Raw genomic sequence first — 26,415 nt, 5'->3', positions numbered from 1 at the left:
CACCTGTTCTGGATGTGGAGAACAATGCGTCGGACATTCGGTGCCGCCGCCCGCCGGATGCAACGGCAGGAAGTCGATTCGGCCTCGATCGAAACGCACGGACGGCCAGGAGGAAATGCCGTCATCGCGGCGGCGTCCAAGATGCGGAGCTTTTGCGCAGAACTTGCGGAAACCCTCGGCGCAGTGGCCGGCTGGTTCTTCAAGGTAGCGTGCGAAAAGCCGAGTCGAGTATCGGGAAGAAGCCCAATCACTCGATTGAGGGTGATGGCGGGGGGCGTCTTCCCGGAGAAATGATGCCGTGCTAGTTTCGATTTTCGGACCGCGCACAGATGTCTTTTCCCATATTGCCGGGTGCGGTTCGACCGGAATCATTCGAGGACGGGTCATGCCTTCCACCGCGTACATCCTGGAGCGCGCCAAGCGCCGGCCGCTGACGAAGAAGAACCTGCGGGAACTCGACATCGAGCAAACCTGGCGGTCCATCCTTGACCATCCCAGCCTGGTCTACGTCGACGACTACGGTGCGCAGCACAAGCCCGTCGGGTTCTCCGTGAACAAGTCGAGCTTCGGCACGTTTCCCGGGTCCGCGTCCCAGCTGGGCTGGATCGCCTATATGAACCTCGGGGAGCCACTGATCGAGGAGCGCGGCGACATCGGCCCGCCGCCGCCCGACACGTTCTCCTCGCGCTCCTACGTCAACCGCAGCCAGGAACCGATGGGTTTCACCGACTCGATCGACTTCACGGTGTCGAACGGGGTGACATGGTCGCTGCAAGGGGAGGCGAAGCTCACCTTCGGCGGCAGCGTCAGCGCGCAGCTCCAGCTCCAGCTCCAGAACCAGCTCCGGATGGACCTCCAGTCGCAGTTGCAGACCCAGCTGCGCAACGACATGACGAACAAGAACACGACCACCGTGACCGACAAGAAAAGCAAGGACAACATCGGCGTCGACAACGCCAACGCCACCGAAACGGCCATGACGAACTCGGCCGGGAACTCGGCGGCGAACACGGTGACGAGTTCGGTGGGGTTCACGACCCAGGGCAGCGCCACCGGGACCGGGACGCTCAACGCCTCCTTGCTGCTGGGCATCTCGGCCTCCGTCGGCGGCTCCCTGACCACCAGCTGGGCTTCGAAGTCGCAGATCTCCGGCCAGGTCCCGGCGAACTCCCGGGTGCACACCATCGTCGCGCAGCGGCGTACCCGCAAGCAGTTCACCTACGAGATCCCCGTGACGTTCTCCGGGCTGATCGCGGTGAACTACGACGTGCCGGTGGCGGTCCTGTCTCCCCCGCAGCCCGGGAACTACCCCGGTCTGGACCGGCTGGTCGCCCGCGACATCGCCGACATCGGCCTGGCCGGCGGCGACTTCCGCATGAAGGGACTGGCCGAGGTCGTCTCCGCCCTGGAGGTCGACCACACGATGTTCGACGTCGAGAGTCTGACCGACGACCCACGAGCGCTCTACAAGCAGCCCTGAGCTGCGGGCTCCACCACCACCACCAGCAGGGAGGACGACCATGGTGTTCGACAACGTCTTCGGCTCCGCGGGCAGGAGCGCGGGGCTCTTCTCGGTGACCACCGGCAGCTCCAGACCGCAGCCCGGTGCCGGCGTCGACTTCGAGGACGCCGACGACGACACATACGACGACACCAGCCCGAGCCTGTTCGAAACCGCCATCCACGGGGCCTCCTCCCGCGCGAAGGTCGTGCAGGAGCAGTCGCCCGAGGCGCGGGCCGTCCTGGGCTTCCTGGGCTCCTTCATCCGGACCGCCCAGGCGTCGGCCGATGAACAGGCCCGGTACGCCCGGAATCCCGGTTCGGTCTCCCGGGCTGCGGCCGACGGCATGCGGGAGTCGAGCACCACGGTCACCGAGCACAGCGGCCTGCAGAAGGACGCGGACCTGGAGAACAGGCCGAAGAGAAGCGACTTCACCAAGCCCCCCGAGGCACCGCAGCCCCCCAAGGCGGCCAAGCCGGCGGCCGAGGACCCATCCGCCTCCAGCTGAACGCACACGTCACGAAGGGGTCAGGGGCGAGACCGCCCCTGACCCCTCGGCGCGTCACACCGGAAGCAACTGCCACTGCCGGCCCTGCCGGTCGCCGTCCGCCCTGCCCTGCATGATCGCGGTGCGGGCGTTGGTGTCGACGAGCAGGAGCAGACCGCTGCTCCGGTTCGCGATCTCGTACACCTGCGGGGTGCCGTCCGCGGAGCCCACCGGGTTCAGCCTCCACTGCTGGTGGCGTGCGTCGGCACCCTCGTACGCCCGCTGCGCGACCGCCGCCCCGGCCGCCTGCTGCGCCCCGACGACCTCCAGGGCCTTGCCGCTGCGCACGTTCTCGATCCGGTACAGGATGTCCTCGCCGTCCCGGCCCGCCGCCACCAGCCGCCACCGCTGGTGGTCCCTGGACGCGGCGAGCAACTGGTGGATCACGGCCCCGTCCCCGGTGGACTCACGCCAGACTCCCATCCGCAGCCTGCTGCGGACATTGGCCCAGCAGACCACCGTGCCCGAGTCGGGCAGCCCGGCCAGCTTCGCGGACGCGACCCTCCGCACCCGGTTGTTGGCGTGGTCGGCGATGAGGAGGGTGTCGACGCAGTCCACGGCGAGACCGAACGGGTTGTTCAGCTGGGCCGATGCCGGGGGGCCGCCGTCGCCGCCGAAGCCCGCGGCGCCGGTGCCGGCGACGGTGCTGATCGTGCCGTCGGGCGTGATCTTCCGGACCCGGTGGTTTCCGTAGTCGGCGATATGGAGGTCGCCCGCGCCGTCCACCGCCACCGACAGCGGGGTGTGCAGCCGGGCCGATGTCGCGGGGCCGCCGTCGCCGCCGAAGCCCACGCTGCCGGTGCCGGCGACGGTGCTGATCGTGCCGTCGGGCGTGATCTTCCGGACCCGCTGGTTGCCGCAGTCGGCGACGTGGAGGTCGCCGGTGCCGTCCACCGCCACCGCGTACGGGTTGTGCAGCCGGGCCGATGCCGCCGGGCCGCCGTCGCCACTGAATCCCGCGGCGCCGGTGCCGGCGACGGTGCTGATCGTGCCGTCGGCGGTCACCTTCCGGATCCGGTGGTTGCCGTGGTCGGCGATGTAGAGGTCGCCGGTGCCGTCCACCGCCACCGACAGCGGGGTGTGCAGCCGGGCCGATGTCGCGGGGCCGCCGTCGCCGCCGAAGCCCGCGGCGCCGGTGCCGGCGACGGTGCTGATCGTGCCGTCGGGCGTGATCTTCCGGACCCGGTGGTTGTTGCCGTCGGCGATGTAGACGGCGTCCGCGCCGTCCACCGCCAGCCCACGCGGGTAGTTCAACTGGGCCGACGCGGCGGGGCCGCCGTCGCCGCCGAAGCCCGCGACGCCGGTGCCGGCGACGGTGCTGATCGTCCCGTCGGACGTGATCTTCCGGACCCGGTGGCTGTAGTCGGCGACGTAGAGGGAACCGGTGCCGTCCACCGCGATCCCCGACGGACGGTTCAGCTGGGCCGAGACGGCCGGACCATGGTCCCCATGGGATCCGGCGACCCCGGTCCCCGCCACCGTGCTGATCGGCGGGGCGGAGTTCCCGCCGTCTGCGGCTTGCGCGCGGGCAGTGCCCATCGTCATCCCCTCATCGTGATGAACCGCCCACCGCGGACGGTTGTCGGAGGTCGCCGGGCCCGGTGCCGTACCGCCCGCACAGGTCGCGGACGGCATGGCCCTTCCGGTCGGACGGCGAACGTCTTCGGCGCCCACGCACGGCGCGACCCTGTCGCCCGGGAGGTGCGCTGCTCCCATGCTGTCGGCCGGCGGGCCCTCGTCCGGGCCCGCGGCGGGCAAACCCATCCATCAAGTGATCGGGAAGCACACCCCGCCGGACCGGTGCACGGTCGGCCCGCCCTGGCACGCGCCGGGCGGACGGTGTGCGACCGGGCGCCCGGCATGCGCGCCCCCGCGCGCGGCGCGGAGCTTCTCGTCGACTGCCGCCCCTATTTCCGGAAGCATGTGCGCCCCCGCGCGCGCGGCGCGGAGGTGGGGCGGAAGCCGGGGGCCGGCTGCCGCGACTGCGCGCCCCCGCGCGCGGCGCGGAGAGCAGCCTCCGCAGCACCTCCCGCGGGCCGCTCCCTCACCCGGGGCCGGTACCGCCCGGCGGGCGGCCGCGGCCGATGCCGCCGGGGCCTCGACGGTGCCGGGACCGCGATGGTGGCGGGACCGCGACGGCCCGGGGCTCGTCAGGGCAGGGCCCTGTGCCGTCGGGGCTCGTGAGGGTACGGCCCTGATGCCGTCGGGGCTCGTGAGGCCAGGGCAGGGCCTTCGGCGACGACTTCGCGTCCTACTGGGACGGCCCGTGGCCCGTGAGGGCAGGGCCCTGAATCCGCCGGGGCCCCGACGGGCACGGAGCCACCCCGTCGGGGGCGGCCTTCACCGGACGCCTCAGGCGGCCCTGCGGCTCCCTCCGCCGGCACGGCTCCCTCCGCCGGCACGGCCCGCTCCGCCGCTGTGCCGCCCCGGACGGCCGCGCGTCTCCCGGCAGGCGCTCGCGGTCACGGCCGCCGGCCGTTCAGCTCGGCCAGGACCCTCAGCGTGCGGAGGTCCGGCGCCGTCACCAGCAGGTCGGTGACCGGGCCCGCGCGCCACGACTCCAGCCGCTCGGCGATGCGCTCCCGCGGCCCGACGAGCGAAATCTCGTCGGCGAAGGCGTCCGGGACGGCGAGCACCGCCTCCTCGCGGCGGCCCTCGGCGAACAGCCGCTGGATGCGCCGGGCCTCGGGCTCGTAGCCCATGCGCGCCATCAGATCGGCGTGGAAGTTGCGGGCGGCGTGGCCCATGCCGCCGATGTAGAACCCCAGCATCGCCTTGACCGGCAGCAGCCCCTCTGCGACGTCGTCGCAGACCTGCGCGCGGGCCATCGGTGCGATCATGAAGCCGGCCGGGAGATCGGCGAGCGACGCCTCGTACACGCCGGTCCGCAGCGGGGACCAGTACAGGGGCAGCCAGCCGTCCGCGATCCGGGTCGTCTGGGCGATGTTCTTCGGCCCCTCGGCCCCCAGCAGCACCGGCAGGCCGGCCCTCAGCGGGTGCGTGATCGCCTTGAGCGCCTTCCCGAGACCGGTGCCGTCCTCCCCGGTGTACGGGAGGGTGTGGAAGCGTCCGGCGAGTTCCACGGGGGCCTCGCGCCGCAGGACCTGGCGGACGATGTCCACGTACTCCCGGGTCGCCGTCAGCGGGCTCCTCGGGAACGGCCGCCCGTACCAGCCCTCGACGACCTGCGGTCCCGACAGCCCGAGCCCCAGGAGCATCCGCCCGCCCGAGAGGTGGTCGAGGGTGAGCGCGTGCATGGCCGTGGCGGTGGGGGTCCTGGCCGCCATCTGCGCCACCGCGGTGCCGAGCCTGATCCGCTTCGTCCGCGCGGCGATCCAGGCCAGCGGAGTGAAGGCGTCCGATCCCCAGGCCTCGGCCGTCCACACAGAGTCGTAGCCGAGCCGCTCCGCCTCCACGGCGAGGCCGGTCTGCGCGGGGTCGGGGCCGCGCCCCCAGTACCCGAGTGCCAGTCCGAGCCGCATGCCCAAGCCCCTCTCCGGCATCCTGCTGACGGTACGTCAGTAAAGGCTCCGTGGGGGACTGTACGGCAGCGGCCCCCCGCCCGGAAGGGACGCGGCATCGGGAAGGGACGCCGCATCGCGAAGGGCGAGGGGCCGCGCGGTGCGCCGGACGGGCGGGGTCAGCCGCGCTGGATGCCCGTGGTGTCCTGCAGCACGCCGCGCCGGCCGTCCTGGGTCTGGGCCACCAGGGCAGGGCCGCGCTGGTCGACCGCGAGGTACCAGGTGCCGGGCGCCAGCTCGGCGATGGGCGTCGGGGAACCGTCCTCCGAGTACAGCGGCCGGGCCACCGGCACCGCGAACCAGAACGGCGAGAAGTCCTGTGCCGGATCGCCGCCCTGCGGGCCCGGCCGGCCCCCGGACTGCTGCTGGCCGTAGGGCTGCTGCCGGGTGCCGGGGTACCCGTAACCGTCCTGCTGCTGGGCGCCGTAGGGCTGCCCGGCCTGCGGCCCGGGCGCGCCGAGCAGAGGTGCCTTGAGCGCGGGGACCAGCGGGGTGGCGACGGCGCCTGCGGCCAGCAGCAGGGCGCCGAACAGGCCGAGGATCGCACCGGCGCCGGCGTTGCCCGCGATGTCGATGACCGTCCACAGGATCGTCCAGAGCGCGAACAGGCTCAGGGCCGTGCCGAACTGCGCGACGTCCATGCCCACGACCTTGCGCCCCGGCATGGCGCGGCGCCCGGCGACCACCAGTCCGGCCGCGATGATCCCGCCGAGGTAGACGGACATCACCGTGCCCAGCGAGTCCCAGGCGTTCGGCACCGGACAGTCGGCGCCGCTCGGGCAGTCGACGCTGAGGAAGTCGAGGAACGAGGCGATGAACAGCACCACCGCTGCTCCGATCACCACGCCATCGCCTCGAGTGAGGGAGCGGATGTTCACGTGTAGTCCTTAGTCGGTTGCGTCTCGTCGTGGCGGTCGTCGACGCCCGGTCGGCGGTGCACGGCGCGGAAGCTCGGGGGCGGCCCCATCGTACGGGTGCCCGTGCGGACCGGTGTGCGACCCCCGTCGCCGGCGGGAGACGAATCTATCGCCTGCCCGGTCTACCCCAGCAGGTAGGTGCTGATGCCTTCGGCGATGCCCCGGGCCGCGTCCTGGCGCCACCGCGAACTCTTCAGCAGGGCCGCGTCCTTCGCGTCGCGCATGTTCCCGCACTCGACGAAGACCTTGGGGACGGTCGACAGGTTCAGCCCGCCGAGGTCGCCGCGCTCGTGCAACCCGGTTCCACCGCCCACGTAGTCGGCGGGTGCGCTGCCCGTGACCCGCACGAGCCTCCCGGCGATACGCTCGGCCAGCTCACGTGACGGGCCGACGATCCCCGCGGTGTCGGCGGCGCCGCCCTTGACCTGCGCGGGGTGGATCACATGGAAGCCGCGGTTGCCGCTGCCCGATCCGTCGGCGTGGATCGAGACCGCGGCGTCGGCTGCGGCCCCGTTGCCGAAGCGGGCCCGCTCGTCCACACAGGGGCCGAACGGCCGGTCGCCGTCCTGGGTGAGGAGCACCGTCGCGCCCTGCTTCTCCAGCAGGGCGCGGAGGCGGTGCGAGACGTCGAGGTTGAACGCGGCCTCGGTGTAGCCGTCGCCGGTGGCCGTGCCCGTGGTGTCGCACTCCTTGCGGTTCGTGCCGATGTCCACGAGCCGGCCGATCTCGCGGGTGTGGCGGAAGTTCCCGGGGTTGTGGCCGGGGTCGACCACCACGACCTTCCCCGCCAGCGGCCCCGCTCCGGCGCCGGCCGCCCCGGCGCCCCGGGACGGCGCCGCAGCGCCCGGGCCCTGAGGGCACGGGCCGTTGTGGCTTGTCCCCTTTGTACGCCGGTCCCGGTGAACTCCAGCTGTTGGGTTGGGGGTGATCGCGTCGATCGCGTCGATCGCGTCGACCGGGCCGGCTGGGTCGACCGGGCCGGCTGGGCAGGTCGCGTCGGGGCCGGCCCCGGGCGCGGATCCCGGACCGCGATCCCGATGCCGATCCCGATCCCGGGCGCGGATCCCGAACCGCGATCCCGATCCCGGTGCGGACCGCGAACTCCGGCTCGGCCCCCCGGCCCCGGGTCCGGTGAGGTGTCTCCTTTGTGTATCTGAAGCGGGATCAGGTGGATTGGCGGGGCGCTTTCCCCCTTACGGCGGCGGAAGGGGTGCCGCCGGTCCCCTCCGGCCCGGCGGGTGCGGGAGCGGCGCCGGGGCCGCCCGAACCGCCGCAGCCGGCGAGCGTCAGTACCGCCATCGCCGTCAGCGCGGCGGTCGCGACGACGGCTCCGCTGTGGGGCCGCGGCCCGACGGCTCCGCCACGGGGCCGGGGCCGGGGCATCGGGGAGGGCGGCGGTGCGAGCCGGTGGGGCCGGTGCTGCGGTGCGAGTTGACGCTGCGGTGCGAGTCGGCGCTGCGGCGCGAGTCGGTGGGGCCGGGGCTTCGGGCAGGGCGGCGGGTTCAGCTCGTTCGGCACGTCGTGATGCTAGGGGACGACCGGGCGGTACCTCAGACTCGGCCGCCGGTGCGCCGCAGCACCCGCAGGGAGCCGGTGGCCGCCACCTCGGTGAAGGCGCCGGACGCCAGCGCCCGGAGGTAGATCCGGTACGGCGCCTGGCCGGTCCACTCGTCCACCGGGTCCGGGAACACGTCGTGGATGGCCAGCAGGCCGCCCTCCGCCACGTGCGGGGCCCAGCCCTCGTAGTCGTTCACGGCATGCTCGTCGGTGTGCCCGCCGTCGACGAAGACCAGGCCCACCGGCCGGCCCCACACCTTCGCCACCTGCGGGGACCGCCCCACCACGGCGATCACGTGGTCCTCCAGCCCGGCCGCGTGCAGGGTTCGGCGGAAGGCGGGGAGGGTGTCCATCCGCCCGGCATCGGGATCCACCAGCTCCGGGTCGTGGTAGTCCCAGCCCGGCTGCTGCTCCTCGCTGCCGCGGTGGTGGTCCACGGTGACCGCCACGGTCCCGGCCTCGCGGGCGGCGTCCGCCAGCAGGATCGTGGACCGCCCGCAGTACGTCCCGACCTCCAGCAGGGGCAGCCCGAGCCCCCCGGCCTCCACGGCGGCCGCGTACAGCGCGAGACCCTCTGCGGCGGGCATGAATCCCTTGGCGGCCTCGAAGGCGGCGAGGATCTCCGGCTTGGGGGCGGCGGACATGCGTTCCTCCGGCGGGCTGCGGGCTGCGGGCTGCGGGCTGCGGGCTGCGGGCTGTGGGCGGGCGGGGCTACTCGGCGGTCATATGGTAGGCGGGGGCGGTGGGCAACGCGGCCCCGGGCCCCGGCCACGGTGGGTGCGGGGGCCGCGGCGGGCACGGGGGCACGGGGGCGTGCGACGTGGTTTCCGGCGCCGGATCGCGCCTCGCGGATTCGCGCCTGGCGCTCGCGCTTGGGCCCTGGCGCCTGGCACCTGGCACCTGGCGTATCCGCGTCTCGCGCACGCCGGTGATTCGTTCGGGCGGGGGCGCACCGCCGTCGCTGCGGTCTTTGCCGTTGCCGGCGCCATTCCCAGCGCCGGCGCCATTCCCAGGGTCAGCGCCATTGCCACTGCGGCTGCGGCCGCCCGCTCCGTGGAGCCCGTATCCGGCGCCCTCGTGCTCGTCCCCGGCCGGATACCCCGCGCGCGGCCCCGGTGCCGAGTGGCGCCCAGACCGGTCGAGCGCTCTTCGCGTCCGGCCGACCAGTCCCCTTCCCCTCCTCGTACGACCCCGGCCCGCCGCTTCGTACAGCCCCGGCCCTTCCGCCGGCCCGCTCTCCACACGTGGCCGTCCGGCGCCAAGGGGTGCTTCGGCCGAATCGGGGACACGATGGACACACGCACGAGAGCTGCCCGGCGAGCGCCCGGGACGACGACTGCTGCGGAGGCGCCATGGACACCTGGGCGACGTGGACCACTCAGGGGATCATCGCAGGCACCGGCGGGGTCATGACCACGGAGGGCGGCCCGATCACGGGCGACGTGACCGTCCACACCACCTGGATCGACGGCCTGGCGCAGGTGACCGTGCAGCACACCGGGGCGACCGAGTGGTACGCCGTGCAGGGCAGCCCCGTGCCCGCCGACGACGAGGACGTGGGGCGGGCCGTGCATCAGGCGGCCGTGGAGGCGGTCAGGGAAGGCGGCGGCAGGGCGTTCTCGTTCCCCGTATGAGCTGAGACGCGCGCCGCGCGCTGCGTTCCCGGGCGTCGGCGGCCCGTGCCGGTTCCGACGCGCCGGGCGTCACGTGCTGGACGCATGCCGGTCGCCCTCTGGTCCCGTGGTTCCGTGGTTGCGTGGTTCCGGTCCCGACGGGCCGGGCGCCTCTCGTACCGGTCCCGTGTTTCCGCTTCCGACTGGCCGCGCGCGTGTCCCGACCCGACCCGGCCCGGCGGCGAGCCCGTGCGCGGGCGCGGGCGCGGGCGGCGCTGGTCGCGAACGCGGCCCAGCATGCGCGGTGGGCGAGCCCGTGCGCGGGCGGCCGGGCGCCGCGTCCTCCCGAACTGGTCGTCGAGAGGGCTCCCGGGCCGGGCGCGGCGTCCTCCCGGGCGGCGTGTTCCGTTCCAGGCCGGCCGGGAGCGGTTCGGTGCTCTTCCGGCCTTCCATCGGATTGGAACGTGTTCTACTCTTCCGCTCGGTCGGGGCCTCCACCGCACAGGGAGCGGAAGCGTCGCGACCGCTCGCGACCGGTGCGCTCTCGCGGACTCCGGGCGCCGTCGGACGCGCGCGCCCCGTACCACCCGAAGCACCCGTACCACCCGAAGCACCCGAAGCACCCGAAGTACCCGAAGCGCCGAGGCGATCGCCGGGCACCTGCTCGGAACGCCCGGCGACGACCGCGTGGCCGACCGCGTGCCCGACCACGTGCCCGACCGCGTGCCCGGCGGGGACCGAACCGGACCGACCGGGCGCCCGGGCCTTCCCGGGACCGGCCCGCCCGGGGCGGACCCTCCCGGAGGGCCCGCCCCGGCCCTACCGCTTCGAGACCGAAGGAGTCCCCCCGGTGAAGAGCTACATCGTCGGCGTCGGGATGACGAAGTTCGAGAAACCCGAGTCGAGGGACTGGCGCTACCCGGACATGGCGAAGGAGGCCGGCGCCGCGGCCCTCGCCGACGCCGGCATCCCGTACGAACTCGTCCAGCAGGTCCCGGTCGGCTACTGCTTCCAGCCCTCCACGGCCGGGCAGCGCGCCGTGTACGAACTCGGACTCACCGGAGTGCCCGTGTACAACGTCAGCAACAACTGCGCCACCGGCTCCACGGCGCTGATGATGGCGCGGCAGTTCGTCGCGGGCGGGCTCAGCGACTGCGTACTGGCCCTGGGCTTCGAGCAGATGAGGAAGGGAGCACTCGGCGGGGGAACGGACGGCGGGGACTTCGCCGCCTCACCCGTGGCCCGGCACTACGGGATCATGGCCGCCGCCCACGGCTTCGAGCGGACCCCGCCAACCGCCCAGATCTTCGGCAACGCGGCCCGCGAGCACATGGAGCGCCACGGCACCACCGAGCGGCAGCTCGCCGCCGTGGCCGCCAAGAACCACCGCCACTCCGCCGCCAACCCGTACGCCCAGTTCCGCGAGGTGTACGAGGCGGACGAGATCCTCGCCGACAAGGCGGTCCACCGGCCGCTCACCCGCCTCCAGTGCTCGCCGACCTCCGACGGGGCAGCAGCGGCCGTGGTCGTCTCCGAACGGTTCGTCGTCGCACACGGCCTCCACGACAGGGCGGTCGAGATCGCCGGGCAGGCGATGGCCACCGACACCGCCGAGTCCTTCGCCTCGGGCTCCTGCGTCGACGTCGTCGGCACGCCCATGTCCCGGTCCGCGGCCCGCCGGGCGTTCGAGGCGTCCGGCCTCGGCATCGAGGACGTGGACGTCGTCGAGCTGCACGACTGCTTCTCGATCAACGAGCTGCTGACGTACGAGGCGCTCGGCATGTGCCCGGACGGCGGGTCCGGAAGGCTGGTGGAGTCCGGGGCGACGACGCACGGGGGCCGGTGGGTGGTCAACCCGTCGGGCGGGCTGATCTCCAAGGGCCACCCGCTGGGCGCGACGGGCCTCGCCCAGGCGGCGGAACTCACCTGGCAGCTCCGCGGCGAGGCGGGACCGCGCCAGGTCCCGGGGGCGCGCACCGGGCTGGCGCACAACATCGGGCTGGGCGGCGCGGCGGTGGTGACGGTGCTGCGGAAGGGGTGAGGGGCCGCACGGGCGCGGTGGGCGCGGTGGGCGTGGTGGGCGCGGTGGGCGTGGCGGGCGTGGCGGGCACGGTAGGCACGGTGGGGCGTGGCGGGCACGGCAACGGCCGGCCCTGTCCTGGTAGGCCCACCGGGTCCTACCGGGCCCGGCAGCCCTACCAGCCCCCTACCAGCCCCACCGGGCCGGGCGAGTGGCGCCTCAGGGACAGGCGAGGCACCCGGTCCGTGCGGCCGGTGCACGGGGTGGTGGGGCCTCGGCGGCATGTGCGGCCGGGGCTCCGGGCCGTCCGGCCGCGCCCCTGCGCGGCGAGCGGTGCCGACGACGGTGGAACCGACGGTGCCGACGACGGTGGAACCGACGGTGCCGACGACGGTGGAACCGACGGTGCCGACGACGGTGGAACCGACGAGGGCGCCGACGAGGGCGCCGACGGCGACATGGGTGGGTGGCGAGGGTGGAGACAGCGGCGGAAGGGGCGAGGGGGCGGGGGCGGTGGGCGTGGTGACGGCCGCGAAGGCGGCGGTGGCAGCGGCGGCGCGGATGGTGACGAGGCGAGGACGGCGGCGCCGAGCGCGATCGGCACCGGGCCATGTGCGCCGAGCACGATAGCTACCGGGCCATGTGCGCCGAGCGCGGTCGCCACCGGAGTAGGCGCGCCGAGCGCCGGCCGGGCTCACGGTCCTAGGACCAGCGGCCCGGCTTCCGTCCGCCGAAATCCGGATGTACGGATCAACAGGTGCCTGGGAGTATGACGCCCATGACCCACGTCCAGCGCGCCTCACTCGGCACCCCAGACCTCGTCCCACCGGCCGCGGGGGGCGCCGACGGTGCCGGGCAGCGCATGTGGGCGGTGGTCCTGGCGGCCTGCGCCGGGCAGTTCCTCGTCGTGCTGGACATCTCCGTGGTCAACACCGCGCTGCCGTCGATCCGGGCCGACCTGGGGCTGAGCGCCGCCGGACTCCAGTGGGTCGTCAACGCGTACTCGATCGTCCTCGCCGGGTTCATGCTCCTCGGCGGACGGGCGGGCGATCTCTATGGCCGCAAGCGGATGTTCCTGCTGGGGTTGGGGGTGTTCACCGTCGCGTCGCTGGCGGGCGGACTCGCGCAGGAGGGCTGGCAACTGCTCACCGCGCGCGCCGGCCAGGGTCTGGGCGCGGCCGTCCTCGCCCCCTCGACGCTGACGCTGCTGACCTCCGCCGTGCCGGAGGGCCCCGCCCGGGCCCGGGCCATCGCCACCTGGACCGCCGTCGGGGCGGGCGGCGGCGCGGCGGGCGGACTCGTCGGAGGGGTGCTCACCGAGGCCCTGTCCTGGCGCTGGACCCTGCTGGTCAATGTGCCCATCGGCGCGGCCGCCGTCGTCCTCGGCGCGTGGTGGCTCGTGGAGAGCCGGGCGGGGGAGCGCCGCCGGCTGGACCTGCCGGGTGCGGTGCTCGTCACGGCGGGCCTCGCGACACTCGCCTACGGCATCGTGCAGACCGAGCGGGACGGCTGGACCGCTCCCTCGGCCCTGCTGCCGCTGAGCGCCGGGCTGGTGCTGCTCGGGGCGTTCGTCGCGGTGGAGGCCCGTTCGCGGACGCCCCTCATGCCGCTGAAGCTGTTCCGGATTCGGTCGGTGGCAGCGGCGAACGCGGCGATGTTCACCTGCGGCGCCGCCATGTTCTGCATGTGGTACTTCATGACGCTCTATGCCCAGAACGTGCTGCACTACAGCCCGATGGAAGCCGGGCTCGCCCTCATGCCCAGCTCCCTCGCGGTCGTCCTCGGCGCCAAGTTCGCCCCGCGGCTGATGCGCACCTTGGGCGCGCGCCATGTCGCCGTGCTGGGGGTACTGGTGTCCGCGGCCGGTTTCGGCTGGCAGTCCACGATGGACGCGCACGGCCCGTATGTGACCGGGATCATGCTTCCGGGCATCGTGATGATGGCCGGCGCGGGGCTGGCGGGGACACCGCTCGCCGCCCTGGCCACCTCGGGCGCCGCACCGGACGACGCCGGCGTGGTCTCCGGTCTGGTCAACACCTCGCGGGTGATGGGCGGGGCGCTCGGCCTCTCCGTCCTCGCGACGGTGGCCGCCACCCGTACCGACGGCTCGATGTCCCCCGAGGCGCTGACGGCCGGTTACGCCCTCGCCTTCAGGACCGGTACGGCGACGCTGGTCGGTTGCGTGCTGATGATGCTGCTGTGGCTGCCGAAGGACCGCGAGCACCGGGCCTGAGCACCGGGCCTGAGCACCGTCCGGGCGACGCTACGGAGCGCACGGTCCGCGCGCCGGTTCCGGGGTGTTCCGCACGCCGCTTCCGGGGTGTTCGGCCTCGGCCGCGGGCGGCGGCCTCCGGTGAAGCGCGGCACGACGCGCCCGGTGACCGCGGGCGCGCGGGCCCCGGTACGGGGGGCCGCCGGGTAGGCGGGTATGCGGGGAGGCGGGGAGGCTCTCGGGGTGGTCGGTGGGGGCGCGTGTGTACCGGGCTCACGTATCGAGGCTCATGCGCCGGGACCTGTGACCGGGGCGGCCCCGCGGATCCCGTTCGAGGGCGCACCAGGGTCCCGAGCGGCGGCCCGGTGTGCCCGAGCGGTGCCCTCATGCGACCGAGCGGCCCGCCGGACACGCTGATCTGACGTGCCGTCAGTGGCCTTCACAAGCGACGGGGGGTGCGTTATACATGAGGCCAACCGGCCTAGAACGCGTTCTAGAACAGGGCTCGTCGAGCGGCCGGCCCCGTACGGCCTCGGTGCGGCCGACGGTGCGGACGGCCGCACCGAGGTCTTCCGCTCCCTCCGGGAGCCAAGGAACCAAGGAGCAGCATCCCCATGCCCATCGACGCCGCCAGGGCGATCGCCGCCGAACCCCGCAGTGCCGAGATCAGCTGGGACCACAAGGACGTCCTGCTCTACCACCTCGGGATCGGCGCCGGCGTGCCGGCCACCGACCCCGACGAGCTGCGCTACACCCTCGAGTCCCGGCTGCATGTGCTGCCCAGCTTCGCCACCGTCGCCGGAGCGGGCATGGGCGTGGTCGGCGGGCTCTCCGCCCCGGGCATCGACATCGACCTCGCCGCGGTGCTGCACGGCGGCCAGTCGGTCACCCTGCACCGCCCCGTCCCCGCCGGCGGCCGGGTCACCAGCACGTCCCGTGTCGCAGCCGTCTACGACAAGGGCAAGGCCGCGGTCCTCGTACTGCGCTCCGAAGCGGCCGACGGGAACGGTCCCCTGTGGACGAGCGACGCGCAGATCTTCGTTCGCGGGGAGGGCGGCTTCGGCGGTGAACGGGGCCCCTCCGTCGGCCCCGGTCAGCCGGACCGCGCGCCGGACTGGACCGTGGAGCGGCCCGTCCGCGAGGACCAGGCGCTCCTCTACCGGCTCTCCGGCGACTGGAACCCGCTGCACGCCGACCCGGAGTTCGCGAAGCTCGCGGGCTTCGACCGGCCCATCCTGCACGGCCTGTGCACGTACGGCATGGCGCTCAAGGCGATCGTCGACACGCTCCTCGGCGGGGACGTCACCCGCGTCCGGTCGTACGGCACCCGTTTCGCCGGGGTGGTGTTCCCCGGGGAGACCCTGCGCATCCGCATGTGGGCGGGCGAGGGCCGGGTCGAGGCGGCGGTGACGGCCGTGGAGCGGGACGACGCACCCGTGCTCGCCGACACCGTCGTCGAACACGCCTGACGGGGTGCGCCGGGTACGCCGGACCGACACGCACCCGAGAGCGGACCGGCCCCAGAACGGCCCGTGAGCCCCCGGCCACCCGGACGGCAGCCCGGCCCCGGAAGGCCTGTGAGACCCCGGCCACCCGGACGGCCCGTGAGCCCCCGGCCACCGGGCCGACCGTCGCACTCAGCCGATCAGTCCGCCGTGCACCCCCGCACCCGTGAACGGCGGCGAGGACGACCCCACCCCACCCAACCCCACCCGGCCCCGACCCCGACCCGACCCCGACCCGACCCCAACCGTCCCCACCTAACCGCACCCGTCCCGACCCACACCCCACCCCCACCCCACCCGACCGAAGCCCGACTCCCGAAGGGGACGCACCCCATGCGCGCTGCCGTACTGCATGAGATCGGCCAGGACAAGCTCGACGTCCTCGACGACGTCGAGGCGGTGGGCTTCGGCCCGGGGAAGGTGAGGATCCGGGTCAGGGCGACCGGTCTGTGCCATTCGGACATGTCCGCGATGAGCGGGGTGCTGCCGCAGCCGGCGCCGTTCGTCCCCGGCCACGAGGGCGCCGGGGAGGTGCTCGACGTCGGCGACGGCGTGACCGCCGTCGGCCGGGGCGACCGGGTGCTGCTGTGCTGGCTGCCCGCCTGCCGGAACTGCCCGGCCTGCCGGCGCGGTCAGACCCAGCTCTGCCTCGCCGGATTCGTGAACGCCGGCACGCCCAACTTCAGGCGCCCCGGCGGCGATGTCTTCGGTTTCGCCGGGACCGGCACCTTCGTGGAGGAGGTCGTCGTCGACGCGGGCTGCGCGGTCCCGATCCCCGACGACGTCCCGTACGAGATCGCGGCACTGATCGGCTGTGGTGTCACCACCGGCCTCGGCGCGGCCCTCAACACCGCCCGGGTGGAGCCCGGTTCGTCGGTCGCCGTCATCGGCTGCGGCGGTGTGGGCATCTCCGTCGTCCAGGGCGCCCGGGTGCAGGGGGCCGCGCAGATCGTCGCCGTCGACCCGGTCGCCTCACGGCGGGAGGCGGCGCTGGGCTTCGGCGCCACCGAGGCCGTCGCGCCCGACGCGCTCGGTGACGCGAAGCAGCGGATCACCGGCGGTGAGGGGTTCGACTACGTCTTCGAGGTCGTCGGCAGGTCGGCCACCGCGCGGACGGCGTACGAGACGACCCGGCGCGGCGGGACCCTGTGCATCGTCGGCGCGGGGGCGATGGACGACTTCCTCCGGCTCAACATGTTCGAGCTGTTCTTCGACGAGAAGCGCATCCTGCCTTCGCTGTACGGCGGCGGCGACGTGCTCCGCTCCTACGAACGGGCCATCGCGCTCTGGCGCGCGGGCCGGATCGACCTGGAGTCGCTCATCACCCACCGGGTCCCGCTGACCGGGATCAACGAGGCCCTGACCCAGATGCGGACGGGCGAGGCGCTGCGCACCTGCATCGAGATCTGAGGGGGACCGCGATGTCACTCCCACTCCGGGGCCTGTCCGCGATCGTCACGGGCGCGGGCCGCGGCCTCGGCCGGGCCGAGGCGCTCGAACTCGCCCGGCTCGGCGCGGCGGTGGTCGTCAACGACTACGGGCAGCCGGGCCGCGACGGCTCGGGCGAGGCGTCCACCGCCCCCGCCGAGCGGGTCGCGGCGGAGATCCGGGCGGCGGGCGGCCGGGCGGTCGCCCACACCGGCGACGTCTCCGACTTCGAGGTCGCCCGATCCCTCGTCGCGCTCGCCATCTGCACCCACGGCAGGCTCGACATCCTGGTGAACAACGCGGGCATCCTCCGCGACCGGATGATCTTCTCGATGAGCGAGGACGAGTGGGACTCGGTGATCCGGGTCCATCTCAAGGGGCACTTCAACACCACCCACTTCGCCTCGGCACACTGGCGCGAACGCGCCAAGGCGTCGGGCGGTCCCGTCCACGGCCGGATCGTCAACACCTCCTCCGAGGCGTTCCTCGCCGGCTCGGCCGGACAGCCCAACTACGCGGCGGCCAAGGGCGGCGTCGTCGGCCTGACCACCTCCACGGCGCTGGCGCTGCGGAAGTACGGGGTCACCGCCAACGCCATCTGCCCCCGGGCCCGTACCCGAATGACCGAGGACGTCTTCGCCGGGTTCGCCGAACCCGCCCCCGGCGAACTCGACCCGCTCGCACCGGAACACGTCGCCCCGCTGGTGGGCTACCTGGCCTCGCCGGCCGCGTCCCGTATCACCGGGCAGCTCCTCGTCGTGCACGGAGGCATGGTCGCGGTAGTCGACCGCCCGAGGGTCGCGGCGCAGTTCGACTCGGCCGGGGAGGCCTTCTCGTACCAGGAGCTGGAGGGGGTCCTCGGCCCGTACTACGCCCACCGGCCGCCGGACGAGACCTTCGCGGCGGCGGAGGTGCTGTCGTTGAAGCGGGCGTAGCCCCTCCTCCCCACTCCTGCTCCGGCGGGCCTCCACAGGCACACCGGCCGTGTGGGACGCGGGGGCGTGCGGGGCGTGGGGGACATGGGGGCCTTGGGGGGCCGTGCTGCACGGTCGGTGCGGGCCGACCGGCGTCCTTGCCGTGCGATCCCCCGCCGGACCCACCGGGCGGGAGCGCGGCACGCATGAGTGAGGGCCGCCACGGAAGCCCCGCGGCGGCCCTCACTCATCCGATGTGTCTCGCGGGGCCTTACTTATGCCGCCTCGTTCTTCGCCGGGCGGCGGTGGCGGCCGTGTACCGGAGACGCCGTGTCCTCCGAAGCAGCGGCACCGCCCCGGTGCTTGCCGGAGCCGACGGCCTCGGCCTGGTTCGCGGCCGCTCCCTGCGGACGCGCCTGGGTCGTGTCGGTTCGGGCCTCAGACATGTGGGAAATCCACCCCGTTGTTCCATCGCCGATCTGGTGTCACCGGGGTAGCCGTCACCGCCGGAATCCGGACGGTGCGACTGTGTATCCCCCGGCCGCAGAGTCTAACCACGCGCCACACGCCCCGTGAGAGGCGCCTGCTGAAGCGGCACGGGTCTGCGCACGGGAGGACGTCCTGCCTCCCCGTACGGTTCCCCACCTGCGTGCTCCGGTCGTGCCGGTGCCGGTGCCGGTGCCGGTGCCGGTGCCGAGCCGGACGCCGGCGGACCCGGTGGACCCGGTGGAAGAGCGTCCCCGGGGGGCTCCAGCCTGGCCATTCCGCACGCCACCTCCTCCGTCGAGTACGGCAGTCGCAGCGCTCCCTCCCGGGTCCACAGCCCGGAGCCCGCCAGCCATCCCCCGGGAGGGGGCAACCGGTGAAGGCGCCGCCCGGACGGCCGCCAGACCCCCACCCGGGTGCCCGCCGCCGCGTCGATCCGCAGCGCCACCGCGCAGCTCTCCGGTAACAGCACCCGCCCCGGCTGGATCGCGAACGGCGTCACCGCCGCGTCCGGCAGCCGCAGGCACTCGGGGAACCGGACCGGACGAAGGCTCCCCAGCACCCCCCATCCGAGCCGGTCGTGGCCCGCCGCGTCCGAGCGGATCATCAGCAGTCCGCTCTCCGCGTCGGCGAGCAGCAACCGGTCGTTGCTGTCCTCCGTGATCTGCAGCAGCGGCGTCACCTCACCGCCCCGCTCCAGATCGACCACCACCGCCTTGGTGACCCCGTCCCGCTCGCGGTCCAGCGCCAGCATCCGGCCCGTCCGGTCCAGCCACACCCCGCCCGAGCAGCGGCCCGGCACCACCGCCACCCGCTCCGGTCCGAACGCCCCGCCCGCCACCAGCCACACGGCGGTCGAGCCCTCACCCGGTGCCAGGGCGTAGGCGCAGGTGCCGTCCGGCGATGGCGGGAGCAGCCGCAGCTCTGCCGACTCCACGCGGCCCAGAGGCAGTTCACCCGTACCGGGACCCGCCGGGTAGAGCAGGGAGAACGAGCGGACCCCTGCCACCCGCCGGTGGACCAGCACCCGGCCGTCGGCGAGCGGGGCCACCTCCGTGTCCGGCTCCTCGGGCTGCCCGAGCGGCAGGGACACCGCGTACGGCTCCGGGCCGTCGAGCGTCCACCGCTCGGCGAACAGGGCGTCTCCCCGCCCCGTGAGGCGCGCCGCGTAGCCGCCGCCCGCGCCGACCGTGAGCGCCGCCCGGGGGGCGGGCCGCAGGGCCTCGTGGTCCGCGGCTTCTTCGATGGCACACGCTGTCATCGGATGGTCACCTCCGGACATCGAAGCTAGTTTTCGCACTTCCAGCCGAACGCCGCGAGCCGTTTCACTTCACACATAAGGGTGGCCGAATCCGGATTCGGCTGAGAGGGGGCTGGTGGTTGTGCTCCCCGGGTGTTGAAGACCCGGTGCCTCCGGGTGGCGCCGGGTGCCCGGGGACCTGCCCGCCGCGGGTCCGCTCCGCCCTGCCCGCCTCCCGCCGCGGGCGCCTGGAAGCCGCCGGGGCCCGTCACCGGCCGGGCAGGTCCCGGGGCCGTTCGGCCGGGCCCTACCCGGGACCTGCCCGTCCCGGGGCACCCGGCGCCGGGTGACGGCGCACGGATGACAGGTAGCCTTGCCCCCGTGCCCCGCCTGTCTGAAGTCATCGCCGAGTTCGACGCCCTCTGGCCCCCCGAGCGGGCCGAGGAATGGGACGCCGTCGGCACGGTCTGCGGTGACCCCGGCGCCGAGATCGCCCGCGTCCTGTTCGCCGTGGACCCCGTCCAGGAGATCGCGGAGGAGGCCGTCGCCCTCGGCGCGGACCTGGTCGTCGCGCACCATCCGCTCTATCTGCGCGGTACGACGACCGTCGCCGCCTCCCATTTCAAGGGCCGGGTCGTCCACACCCTCATCAAGCACGACATCGCGCTGCACGTCGCGCACACCAACGCCGACACCGCGGACCCGGGTGTCTCCGACGCCCTCGCCGGCGCGCTCGACCTCCGCGTCACCGGGCCGCTGGTGCCCGAGAACGGCCTGGGCCGGATCTGCGAACTCGACCACCCCGAGACGCTGCGGGAGTTCGCGGCCCGCGCCGCCGCACGGCTGCCGGCGGCCGCGCAGGGCATCCGCGTCGCCGGAGACCCGGACGCGACCGTCCGCCGCGTCGCCGTCAGCGGCGGCTCCGGCGACGGCCTCATCGGGGCCGCCCGGGCCGCGGGCGTGGATGCCTTCCTCACCGCCGACCTGCGGCACCACCCCGTGTCCGAGGCCGTCCAGCAGTCACCGCTCGGCCTGGTCGACGCCGCCCACTGGGCCACCGAGTGGCCCTGGTGCGAACAGGCCGCCGCCCAGCTCGACGAGATCTCCGACCGCCACGGCTGGAACCTGCGGGTCCATGTCTCGAAGACGGTCACCGACCCCTGGTCCTCCCACCACACCTCTGGAGCCCCCAACTGAACGCCGCGCCCGCAGACCAGATCCGACTCCTCGACGTCCAGGCATTCGACGTCCGCCTCTCGCAGCTCGCGCACAGGCGCAAGTCGCTGCCCGAGCACGCCGAACTGGAGTCGCTGAACAAGGACCTCTCGCAGCTGCGCGACCTGCTCGTCGCCGCGCAGACGGAGGAGAGCGACTGCGCCCGCGAGCAGACCAAGGCGGAGCAGGACGTCGACCAGGTCCGCCAGCGCTCGGCGCGGGACCAGCAGCGCCTCGACTCCGGGGCCGTCACCTCCCCCAAGGACCTCGAGAACCTCCAGAAGGAGATCGCCTCGCTCGCCAAGCGCCAGGGTGATCTGGAGGACGTCGTCCTCGAGGTGATGGAGCGCCGCGAGTCCGCGCAGGAGCGCGTGGCCGAACTGAGCGGGCGCGTCTCCTCGGTCCAGGCGAAGGCCGACGACGCGGCGGCCCGCCGGGACGCGGCGTACGAGGAACTCGACGGCGAGTCCGCGTCGGTCGGCAAGGAGCGCGAGGTCGTCGCCGGCTCCGTGCCCGCGGACCTGATGAAGCTGTACGAGAAGCTCCGCGAGCAGCAGGGCGGTGTGGGCGCGGCCCGGCTGTACCAGCGGCGCTGCGAGGGCTGCCACATCGAGCTCAACATCACCGAACTGAACGAGGTCCGCGCCGCCGCCCCCGACGCGGTCGTGCGCTGCGAGAACTGCCGCCGCATCCTGGTCCGCACACCGGAGTCCGGTCTCTGATGCGCGAGCTGGTCGTCGAGGCCGACGGCGGTTCCCGGGGGAACCCGGGACCGGCGGGCTACGGGGCGGTCGTCCGCGACGCGGCGAGCGGCGAAACCCTCGTGGAACGGGCCGAGTACATCGGCGTCGCCACGAACAACGTCGCCGAGTACCGGGGACTCATCGCCGGCCTGAAAGCGGCGGGGGAACTCGACCCGGACGCACGTGTCCATGTCCGCATGGACTCCAAGCTCGTCGTGGAGCAGATGTCGGGCCGCTGGAAGATCAAGCACCCGGACATGAAGCCGCTGGCCGCGGAGGCCGCGCGGATCCTCCCGTCCGGGCAGGTCACCTACCAGTGGATCCCACGCGAGCGCAACAAGCACGCCGACCGGCTGGCCAACGAGGCGATGGACGCGGGACGGCGCGGCGAGCGGTGGGAGCCTTCGGCGTCCTCGGCGGCGCTGTCGTCCTCCGCGGAGGAGGACCGGGCGGCCCGGGTCGTCGGCGACGCGGCGGCGGGTGCGGCGAAGGCGCGGGCCGCGTTGAACTCGCGCGCGGCCGTGAACTCCGGTGCGGGGAACGCGTACGCGGCCGGGGCGCAGGCCGCTTCGGCTGCGTCCGGCGATGCGGTGTCCGGCGACGCGGCTTCCGGTGGTGGCGGGATCGGCGGCGCCGGGGTTGATGCTGCCGTATCCGGTGGTGCTGCCGTATCCGGTGGTGCAGCCGTTTCCGGTGGTGCAGCCGTTTCCGGTGGTGCAGCCGTTTCCGGTGGTGCAGCCGTTTCCGGTGGTGCTGCGACTGGTGGTGCTGCCGCGCAGGCGGCACTGCCCAAGAGCACCGAGGTCGAGGGTGCCGGCTGGGGCCCGGACCTCGGCCCCCCCGCCACGTTCGTCCTGCTGCGGCACGGTGAGACGGCGCTGACCCCGGAGAAGCGCTTCTCCGGTACCGGCGACCACGAGCTGTCCGAGGTGGGCCGGCGCCAGGCCCAGGCCGTGGCGGCGGCGCTGGCCGCGCGCGGCACGATCCAGGCGATCGTCTCCTCGCCCCTCAAGCGCTGCCGGCAGACCGCGGAGGCGGTCGGGGCCCGCCTCGGGCTCGACGTAAGGATCGACGACGGGCTGCGGGAGACGGACTTCGGCGCGTGGGAGGGCCTGACGTTCGCGGAGGTCCGGGAGCGTCACGGCGACGACCTCGACGCCTGGCTCGCCTCGACCAAGGCGGCGCCCACCGGCGGCGGGGAGAGCTTCGCGACGGTCGCGAAGCGCGTCGCGGCGACGCGCGACCGGCTGGTCCGGGAGTACCGGGGACGCACGGTCCTCGTGGTCACCCATGTCACTCCCATCAAGACGCTGGTACGCCTGGCCATCGGCGCGCCCCCGGAGTCCCTGTTCCGCATGGAGCTCTCGGCGGCTTCGGTGTCGGCGGTGGCGTACTACGCGGACGGCAACGCGTCGCTGCGGCTGCTGAACGACACGGGCCACCTGCGCTGACGTCGGGCCGGCCTGGTGCCGGCGCCGGGGTCCGCCTCGCGCCGGCGCCGGGTCACCGGCGCCGACCAGGCGCCGACCACGTTGCCGACGTGGTCCCGGTGCTCGGTGCCTCGTGCCCGGCGCCGCTCTCGGCCCGGCGCCGCGCCGGGTCGTGACGGCGCCGACCCGTGCTGCTTCGGCCCGTGCGGTGTCCGGGGCGTGCGGTGTCCGGCCAGTGCCCTCCCGCGCTCGGCGTGCGCGACGCCTTCGGTGTTCCGCCCGGCGGTCGCCCACCGGTGGCCCGGTGGCGACCCGACGGTGGGAACATCGGCCATCGGGCATCGGCCATCGGGCATCCGGCGCCCGACGCCGGTCACCAGGGGACCTGAGCCCGCGACCGGGGACGGACGCCCGGCCCGGGACCGCCACGGGACGACGGGCCCGGCCGAGCACGGAGTGCACGTCGCCTTGCCTACCGCTCCGGCACTCGGCGCGGTTGGCGGGACACCTGCAGAACGCCCCGGCGTTCACACCGGGGACGAATGCCTCGCACCCCGTACGCTCACCCTCACCGGATCCCGTTCACCGGACTCGATCAGTTGACCGTGAGTGGACCGTCAGTGGACCCCGATCAGTGGATCTCGGTGACCACCACGTCGAGCGCCCACGCCTTCCCCGGCTTCCCCGGTGCCTCCGCCTCGACCGCGTAGCCGAGGTCGCGAAGCGCCTCCACCAGCTCTCCCGGCCCCTTCGGCGCCACGCCGCCCTCCAGCAGACTGCGTACGATGCGCCCCTTGGTCGCCTTGTTGAAGTGGGAGACCACGGAACGCCTCTCGACGCCGTCGACGATCTGCGAGTGCAGCACCCGCACGGTCGCCGTACGGCCGGCGACCTCGCCCTGCGGGCGCCAGGCGGCCGCGTACGCCGACGACCGCAGATCCAGGACCAGGCCGCTCCCGGCCGCCTCGGGCAGGGCGGACGCCATCGGCGCCCGCCAGTACGCGCCGAGTGCCCCGAGCCCGGGCAGCCTGACGCCCATCGAGCAGCGGTACGAGGGGATGCGGTCGCCGATGCGGACCGCGCCCCAGAGCCCGGAGAACACCAGCAGTGACTTCCGGGCCCGGCGGCGCGCGGAGGCGTCGAGGGTGGCCAGTCCGAGCGCGTCGTACAGCACGCCGGTGTAGATCTCGCCCGCCGGGCGTGTCCCGGCCGTCCGCAGCCCGGCGTTCTTCGCGACCTCGTCGCGCAGGCCCTCGCTGAGCCCGAGTACGTCCCGGGCCTTCTCCTCGTCCCCCCGGCACAGTTCCACGAGCTCGTCCAGGACCGTCGCGCGAGCCCCGGCCAGGGCGGGCAGCGAGAGTGCCTCCGGCTTGAGCGGCGCACCGCGGCCCGAAGCGGCCTTGCCCTCGGACGGCGGCAACAGCACGAGCACGGCGATTCTCCTCTGACTGTGTACGGGAATCCGGGAATCCGGGGATGCGGCCCCGCACCAGCGTAATCGCCCGCCTCGGTATGCCGCCCGTGCCCCGCCTGTGCCCTGCCTGTGCCCGCCCGTGGCCCGCCTGTGCTCGCCCGTGGCCCGCCTGTGCTCGCCCGTGCCCGCCCGGTGCCCTGCATGCGCCCGCCCGTGGCCCCTGCCGACGGCGGTGAGGCGCGGCTGCCACCGCGGGAGGCGCTGCGGGTACGGTTCAGGACGGCGGCCCGCCCCGGGGCGGTGGCAGGGAACTCCGTGCCCGCGTGACCGCCTGGAGCAGCGAACGGGCGTCGTCGGCGTGGCAGCGCACGGTGTGCACCCGGCGCGTCCCGCCCAGCAGCCCCACCGACTCGACGGGTTCCGACAGCGTGAAGGTGAGCGACGTCTGCGATCCGACGGGAAGGTCGAGCACGCCGTCCTCCTTCCCGTCGTGCGCGGACAGCAGTTCGTAGGAGGCGGACGCGATCCGCTCCAGCGGGATCCGCAGATCGACGTGGGTGGCCCGGCGCAGCCGCAGTGTGTGCTCGGACAGCGTGTGCGGGCGGGTCGCGGACGCCGCGTGCAGGCCCACGACGAAGAGAACGGTGTAGACGTCCAGGGCGAGCACCACGGCGTGCAGTACCGGCCAGGGCCTGAGCAGGTAGGACATCGCCACCGTCTCGACGACGCAGACGAAGCCCAGGCCGAGGAGGAGCCCGGCCTGGTCGCGGGCATGTCCGAAGACCTGCTCGCCCGGCCCGGGACCCGAGCGCCGCCGGGCCGCCCAGAGCAGCAGGCTCCACATGAGACGCAGTTCGTGCCCTGCCAGCCGCAGTACCGGCTGGGGGACCAGCTCACGTACGGCCTCGCGCGGTGTCCGCCCCTCCCGGCGCCACAGCCGCAGGAACACGGCGGCCTCGGCCGTCAGCAGGAGCAGGACGGCCGCCTCACCGGCGGCGAGCACCGGCGCGGGCGGGCGCAGACCCGCCAACAGACAGACCAGCAGCGTCAGTTCACCGGGTACGACGAGATACGCGACGCCTCTGAGCAGTCGCCTCGGCTGCCTCATCCACCCCAGCCACCCCGGCCGCATCTTCGAGCCTAGCCACCCCGGCCGCATCTTCGAGCCCAACCGCCTCAGCCGCATCATCGGGTCCGCTCCGCGACCAGGCGCAGCGCACGGCGCACGGCCTCGGCCTGGGCCGGGTGGAACTCGGCGAAGAAGGCGTCCACGAACGGACTCCCGCCCTCTCCCGCCGAAGTGTCCTTCTCCCCCAGCCCCGCCACGACCTCGTCGGGTACGCAGCCGGCCAGTGCCCGGGCCGCCGCCTCGACCCGGGGATCGCGGGCGTCCGCGTCCACGTCCGCGAGCGCGTCGAAAAGCCCGTACACCTCGTACACGCGCTCCACCGCCCCCGGAGCCTCGGCTATCCGCCGCATCGCGCCGAGCAGCCGGTCGCGGTCCCCGGCCGGTACGACCGTGTCCAGCAGGGCGAGTACCTCGCGTTCCTTCGCAGCCGTCGCGGACTCGGGCCGTCCGGCGGCCTCCCCGGCGAGACTGCCGAACAGCGCCGCCAGCTCCGGCGACACCGGGCCCTCGGCGGGCAACCGCCCGGAGCGTGCCTGCTCCAGCACCGCGCCCAGCCGTGCGCGCCGTTCGGCGAGCAGTTCCTGCTGCCGGGCGAGATCGTCGTCCAGTTCCGCCAGTACCTCCACGAGTTCCCTCCCCTCGTCGTCGGCGAGCACGTCCCCGACCTCGTCGAGGCCGAGCCCGAGCTCCGTCAGCCGCCGGATTCGGGCGAGCAGTACGGCGTCGCGCACCGAGTAGTCCCGGTAGCCGTTGGCCCGGCGCACGGGCTCGGGCAGTAGGCCCTGATGGTGGTAGTGCCGCACGGCACGGGGCGTGACCCCGACGAGCGCGGCGATCTCTCCGATCCGCATGACCTCAGTGGAAACCATGACGCCGCGGCAGGGTCAAGGGCCTGCCGGCCGTTCCGTCTCGGCGGCGCGGGCGGACGGCGGCGCGGGCGGACGGCGGCGCGGGCGGCCGGCGACGGGATCCGGGGCGGCAGCGCACGCGACGGCGCAGCGCGCGACGGCGCAGCGCGGACGG

Annotated in this window: 21 protein-coding genes; 11 read left to right on the top strand and 10 right to left on the bottom strand. The window is 74.0% G+C overall.

All coding sequences use genetic code 11. The features are described 5' to 3' along the window. Window positions 1-385: 385 nt before the first annotated feature. Both DDQ41_RS04520 and DDQ41_RS04515 read left to right on the top strand, forming a co-directional pair. Window positions 386-1,480 carry a hypothetical protein gene (locus tag DDQ41_RS04520; protein ID WP_109293310.1) on the top strand — a complete coding sequence of 365 codons (1,095 nt, stop codon included), beginning with the start codon at window positions 386-388 and terminating at the stop codon, window positions 1,478-1,480. Between the two features lie 40 nt (window positions 1,481-1,520). Further along, the gene (locus tag DDQ41_RS04515; RefSeq protein WP_109293309.1) at window positions 1,521-2,009 is read left to right on the top strand and encodes a hypothetical protein; all 489 of its coding nucleotides are present in this window, start codon (window positions 1,521-1,523) and stop codon (window positions 2,007-2,009) included. A 54-nt stretch (window positions 2,010-2,063) separates the two neighbouring features. Here the strand turns inward: DDQ41_RS04515 and DDQ41_RS04510 are convergent, their stop codons facing one another. The 5 genes from DDQ41_RS04510 to DDQ41_RS04485 all read right to left on the bottom strand — a co-directional run bounded on the left by DDQ41_RS04510 (window position 2,064) and on the right by DDQ41_RS04485 (window position 8,687). Continuing rightward, window positions 2,064-3,587: an NHL domain-containing protein gene (locus tag DDQ41_RS04510; protein ID WP_109297534.1), complete on the bottom strand. Its 1,524-nt coding sequence runs from the start codon at window positions 3,585-3,587 to the stop codon at window positions 2,064-2,066. A 923-nt stretch (window positions 3,588-4,510) separates the two neighbouring features. Further along, window positions 4,511-5,530 carry an LLM class F420-dependent oxidoreductase gene (locus DDQ41_RS04505; RefSeq protein WP_109293308.1) on the bottom strand — a complete coding sequence of 340 codons (1,020 nt, stop codon included), beginning with the start codon at window positions 5,528-5,530 and terminating at the stop codon, window positions 4,511-4,513. Between the two features lie 158 nt (window positions 5,531-5,688). After that, the gene (locus tag DDQ41_RS04500) at window positions 5,689-6,447 is read right to left on the bottom strand and encodes a DUF5336 domain-containing protein (RefSeq protein ID WP_262508352.1); all 759 of its coding nucleotides are present in this window, start codon (window positions 6,445-6,447) and stop codon (window positions 5,689-5,691) included. A 161-nt stretch (window positions 6,448-6,608) separates the two neighbouring features. After that, the gene (locus tag DDQ41_RS04495; protein ID WP_109293307.1) at window positions 6,609-7,550 is read right to left on the bottom strand and encodes an N-acetylmuramoyl-L-alanine amidase; all 942 of its coding nucleotides are present in this window, start codon (window positions 7,548-7,550) and stop codon (window positions 6,609-6,611) included. Between the two features lie 486 nt (window positions 7,551-8,036). Then, a complete protein-coding gene (locus DDQ41_RS04485; protein WP_109293306.1) occupies window positions 8,037-8,687 on the bottom strand; it encodes a class I SAM-dependent methyltransferase in 651 nt (216 codons plus the stop codon). Window positions 8,688-9,395: 708 nt separating this feature from the next. Here DDQ41_RS04485 and DDQ41_RS04480 point away from each other — a divergent pair. From DDQ41_RS04480 to DDQ41_RS04450, 6 genes are all read left to right on the top strand, one after another. After that, window positions 9,396-9,677 (top strand): hypothetical protein, encoded by a 282-nt coding sequence (locus DDQ41_RS04480; protein ID WP_109293305.1) that lies wholly within the window; start codon window positions 9,396-9,398, stop codon window positions 9,675-9,677. Between the two features lie 829 nt (window positions 9,678-10,506). Next, entirely contained in the window at window positions 10,507-11,697 is a 1,191-nt protein-coding gene (locus DDQ41_RS04475) for a thiolase C-terminal domain-containing protein (protein WP_109293304.1), read from the top strand. Between the two features lie 748 nt (window positions 11,698-12,445). Next, a complete protein-coding gene (locus DDQ41_RS04465) occupies window positions 12,446-13,909 on the top strand; it encodes an MFS transporter (RefSeq protein WP_109293302.1) in 1,464 nt (487 codons plus the stop codon). 593 nt (window positions 13,910-14,502) lie between these two features. Next, entirely contained in the window at window positions 14,503-15,357 is an 855-nt protein-coding gene (locus tag DDQ41_RS04460) for a MaoC/PaaZ C-terminal domain-containing protein (protein WP_109293301.1), read from the top strand. 369 nt (window positions 15,358-15,726) lie between these two features. Then, window positions 15,727-16,803 (top strand): Zn-dependent alcohol dehydrogenase, encoded by a 1,077-nt coding sequence (locus tag DDQ41_RS04455; RefSeq protein WP_109293300.1) that lies wholly within the window; start codon window positions 15,727-15,729, stop codon window positions 16,801-16,803. 11 nt (window positions 16,804-16,814) lie between these two features. After that, a complete protein-coding gene (locus DDQ41_RS04450) occupies window positions 16,815-17,756 on the top strand; it encodes a 3-oxoacyl-ACP reductase (protein ID WP_109293299.1) in 942 nt (313 codons plus the stop codon). A gap of 254 nt (window positions 17,757-18,010) precedes the next feature. Here DDQ41_RS04450 and DDQ41_RS31590 read toward each other — a convergent pair whose 3' ends face one another. Both DDQ41_RS31590 and DDQ41_RS04445 read right to left on the bottom strand, forming a co-directional pair. Continuing rightward, on the bottom strand, window positions 18,011-18,181 hold the full coding sequence (locus DDQ41_RS31590) for a hypothetical protein (RefSeq protein ID WP_167450234.1): 171 nt from the start codon (window positions 18,179-18,181) through the stop codon (window positions 18,011-18,013). Between the two features lie 104 nt (window positions 18,182-18,285). Further along, window positions 18,286-19,482 carry a hypothetical protein gene (locus DDQ41_RS04445; protein WP_174720237.1) on the bottom strand — a complete coding sequence of 399 codons (1,197 nt, stop codon included), beginning with the start codon at window positions 19,480-19,482 and terminating at the stop codon, window positions 18,286-18,288. A gap of 360 nt (window positions 19,483-19,842) precedes the next feature. Here DDQ41_RS04445 and DDQ41_RS04440 point away from each other — a divergent pair, with 360 nt between their 5' ends. The 3 genes from DDQ41_RS04440 to DDQ41_RS04430 are packed head-to-tail and all read left to right on the top strand — an operon-like array spanning window position 19,843 to window position 22,870. Then, window positions 19,843-20,658, top strand: coding sequence for a Nif3-like dinuclear metal center hexameric protein (locus DDQ41_RS04440; protein WP_109293297.1), 816 nt, complete (start codon window positions 19,843-19,845; stop codon window positions 20,656-20,658). Then, a complete protein-coding gene (locus tag DDQ41_RS04435; RefSeq protein WP_217364456.1) occupies window positions 20,655-21,398 on the top strand; it encodes a zinc ribbon domain-containing protein in 744 nt (247 codons plus the stop codon). Before DDQ41_RS04440 ends, DDQ41_RS04435 begins: the two co-directional genes overlap by 4 nt. Next, the gene (locus DDQ41_RS04430) at window positions 21,398-22,870 is read left to right on the top strand and encodes a bifunctional RNase H/acid phosphatase (protein ID WP_109293296.1); all 1,473 of its coding nucleotides are present in this window, start codon (window positions 21,398-21,400) and stop codon (window positions 22,868-22,870) included. The genes DDQ41_RS04435 and DDQ41_RS04430 overlap by 1 nt, the downstream gene beginning before the upstream one ends. Before the next feature lie 610 nt (window positions 22,871-23,480). Here the strand turns inward: DDQ41_RS04430 and yaaA are convergent. The 3 genes from yaaA to DDQ41_RS04415 all read right to left on the bottom strand — a co-directional run bounded on the left by yaaA (window position 23,481) and on the right by DDQ41_RS04415 (window position 26,243). Continuing rightward, complete coding sequence (yaaA, locus tag DDQ41_RS04425; RefSeq protein ID WP_109293295.1) at window positions 23,481-24,281, bottom strand: peroxide stress protein YaaA; 801 nt, start codon at window positions 24,279-24,281, stop codon at window positions 23,481-23,483. A gap of 256 nt (window positions 24,282-24,537) precedes the next feature. Further along, window positions 24,538-25,371: a hypothetical protein gene (locus DDQ41_RS04420; protein WP_262508350.1), complete on the bottom strand. Its 834-nt coding sequence runs from the start codon at window positions 25,369-25,371 to the stop codon at window positions 24,538-24,540. A gap of 77 nt (window positions 25,372-25,448) precedes the next feature. Then, on the bottom strand, window positions 25,449-26,243 hold the full coding sequence (locus tag DDQ41_RS04415; RefSeq protein WP_109297530.1) for a MerR family transcriptional regulator: 795 nt from the start codon (window positions 26,241-26,243) through the stop codon (window positions 25,449-25,451). Between the last annotated feature and the right edge of the window lie 172 nt (window positions 26,244-26,415).

Origin of the sequence: Streptomyces spongiicola (genome assembly GCF_003122365.1) — a bacterium.
Classification (GTDB): Bacteria; Actinomycetota; Actinomycetes; order Streptomycetales; family Streptomycetaceae; genus Streptomyces; species Streptomyces spongiicola.
The sequence above is the reverse complement of the archived record's forward strand: the minus strand, read 5'-3'. Positions and strand labels throughout refer to the sequence as shown.

Coding starts and splice junctions, on each gene's coding strand:
- DDQ41_RS04520 (WP_109293310.1), top strand. CDS start 386: ATGCCTTCCACCGCGTACATCCTGGAGCGCGCCAAGCGCCGGCCGCTG.
- DDQ41_RS04515 (WP_109293309.1), top strand. CDS start 1,521: ATGGTGTTCGACAACGTCTTCGGCTCCGCGGGCAGGAGCGCGGGGCTC.
- DDQ41_RS04510 (WP_109297534.1), bottom strand. CDS start 3,587: ATGGGCACTGCCCGCGCGCAAGCCGCAGACGGCGGGAACTCCGCCCCG.
- DDQ41_RS04505 (WP_109293308.1), bottom strand. CDS start 5,530: ATGCGGCTCGGACTGGCACTCGGGTACTGGGGGCGCGGCCCCGACCCC.
- DDQ41_RS04485 (WP_109293306.1), bottom strand. CDS start 8,687: ATGTCCGCCGCCCCCAAGCCGGAGATCCTCGCCGCCTTCGAGGCCGCC.
- DDQ41_RS04480 (WP_109293305.1), top strand. CDS start 9,396: ATGGACACCTGGGCGACGTGGACCACTCAGGGGATCATCGCAGGCACC.
- DDQ41_RS04465 (WP_109293302.1), top strand. CDS start 12,446: ATGACGCCCATGACCCACGTCCAGCGCGCCTCACTCGGCACCCCAGAC.
- DDQ41_RS04460 (WP_109293301.1), top strand. CDS start 14,503: ATGCCCATCGACGCCGCCAGGGCGATCGCCGCCGAACCCCGCAGTGCC.
- DDQ41_RS04455 (WP_109293300.1), top strand. CDS start 15,727: ATGCGCGCTGCCGTACTGCATGAGATCGGCCAGGACAAGCTCGACGTC.
- DDQ41_RS04450 (WP_109293299.1), top strand. CDS start 16,815: ATGTCACTCCCACTCCGGGGCCTGTCCGCGATCGTCACGGGCGCGGGC.
- DDQ41_RS31590 (WP_167450234.1), bottom strand. CDS start 18,181: ATGTCTGAGGCCCGAACCGACACGACCCAGGCGCGTCCGCAGGGAGCG.
- DDQ41_RS04445 (WP_174720237.1), bottom strand. CDS start 19,482: ATGACAGCGTGTGCCATCGAAGAAGCCGCGGACCACGAGGCCCTGCGG.
- DDQ41_RS04430 (WP_109293296.1), top strand. CDS start 21,398: ATGCGCGAGCTGGTCGTCGAGGCCGACGGCGGTTCCCGGGGGAACCCG.
- DDQ41_RS04420 (WP_262508350.1), bottom strand. CDS start 25,371: ATGAGGCAGCCGAGGCGACTGCTCAGAGGCGTCGCGTATCTCGTCGTA.
- DDQ41_RS04415 (WP_109297530.1), bottom strand. CDS start 26,243: ATGCGGATCGGAGAGATCGCCGCGCTCGTCGGGGTCACGCCCCGTGCC.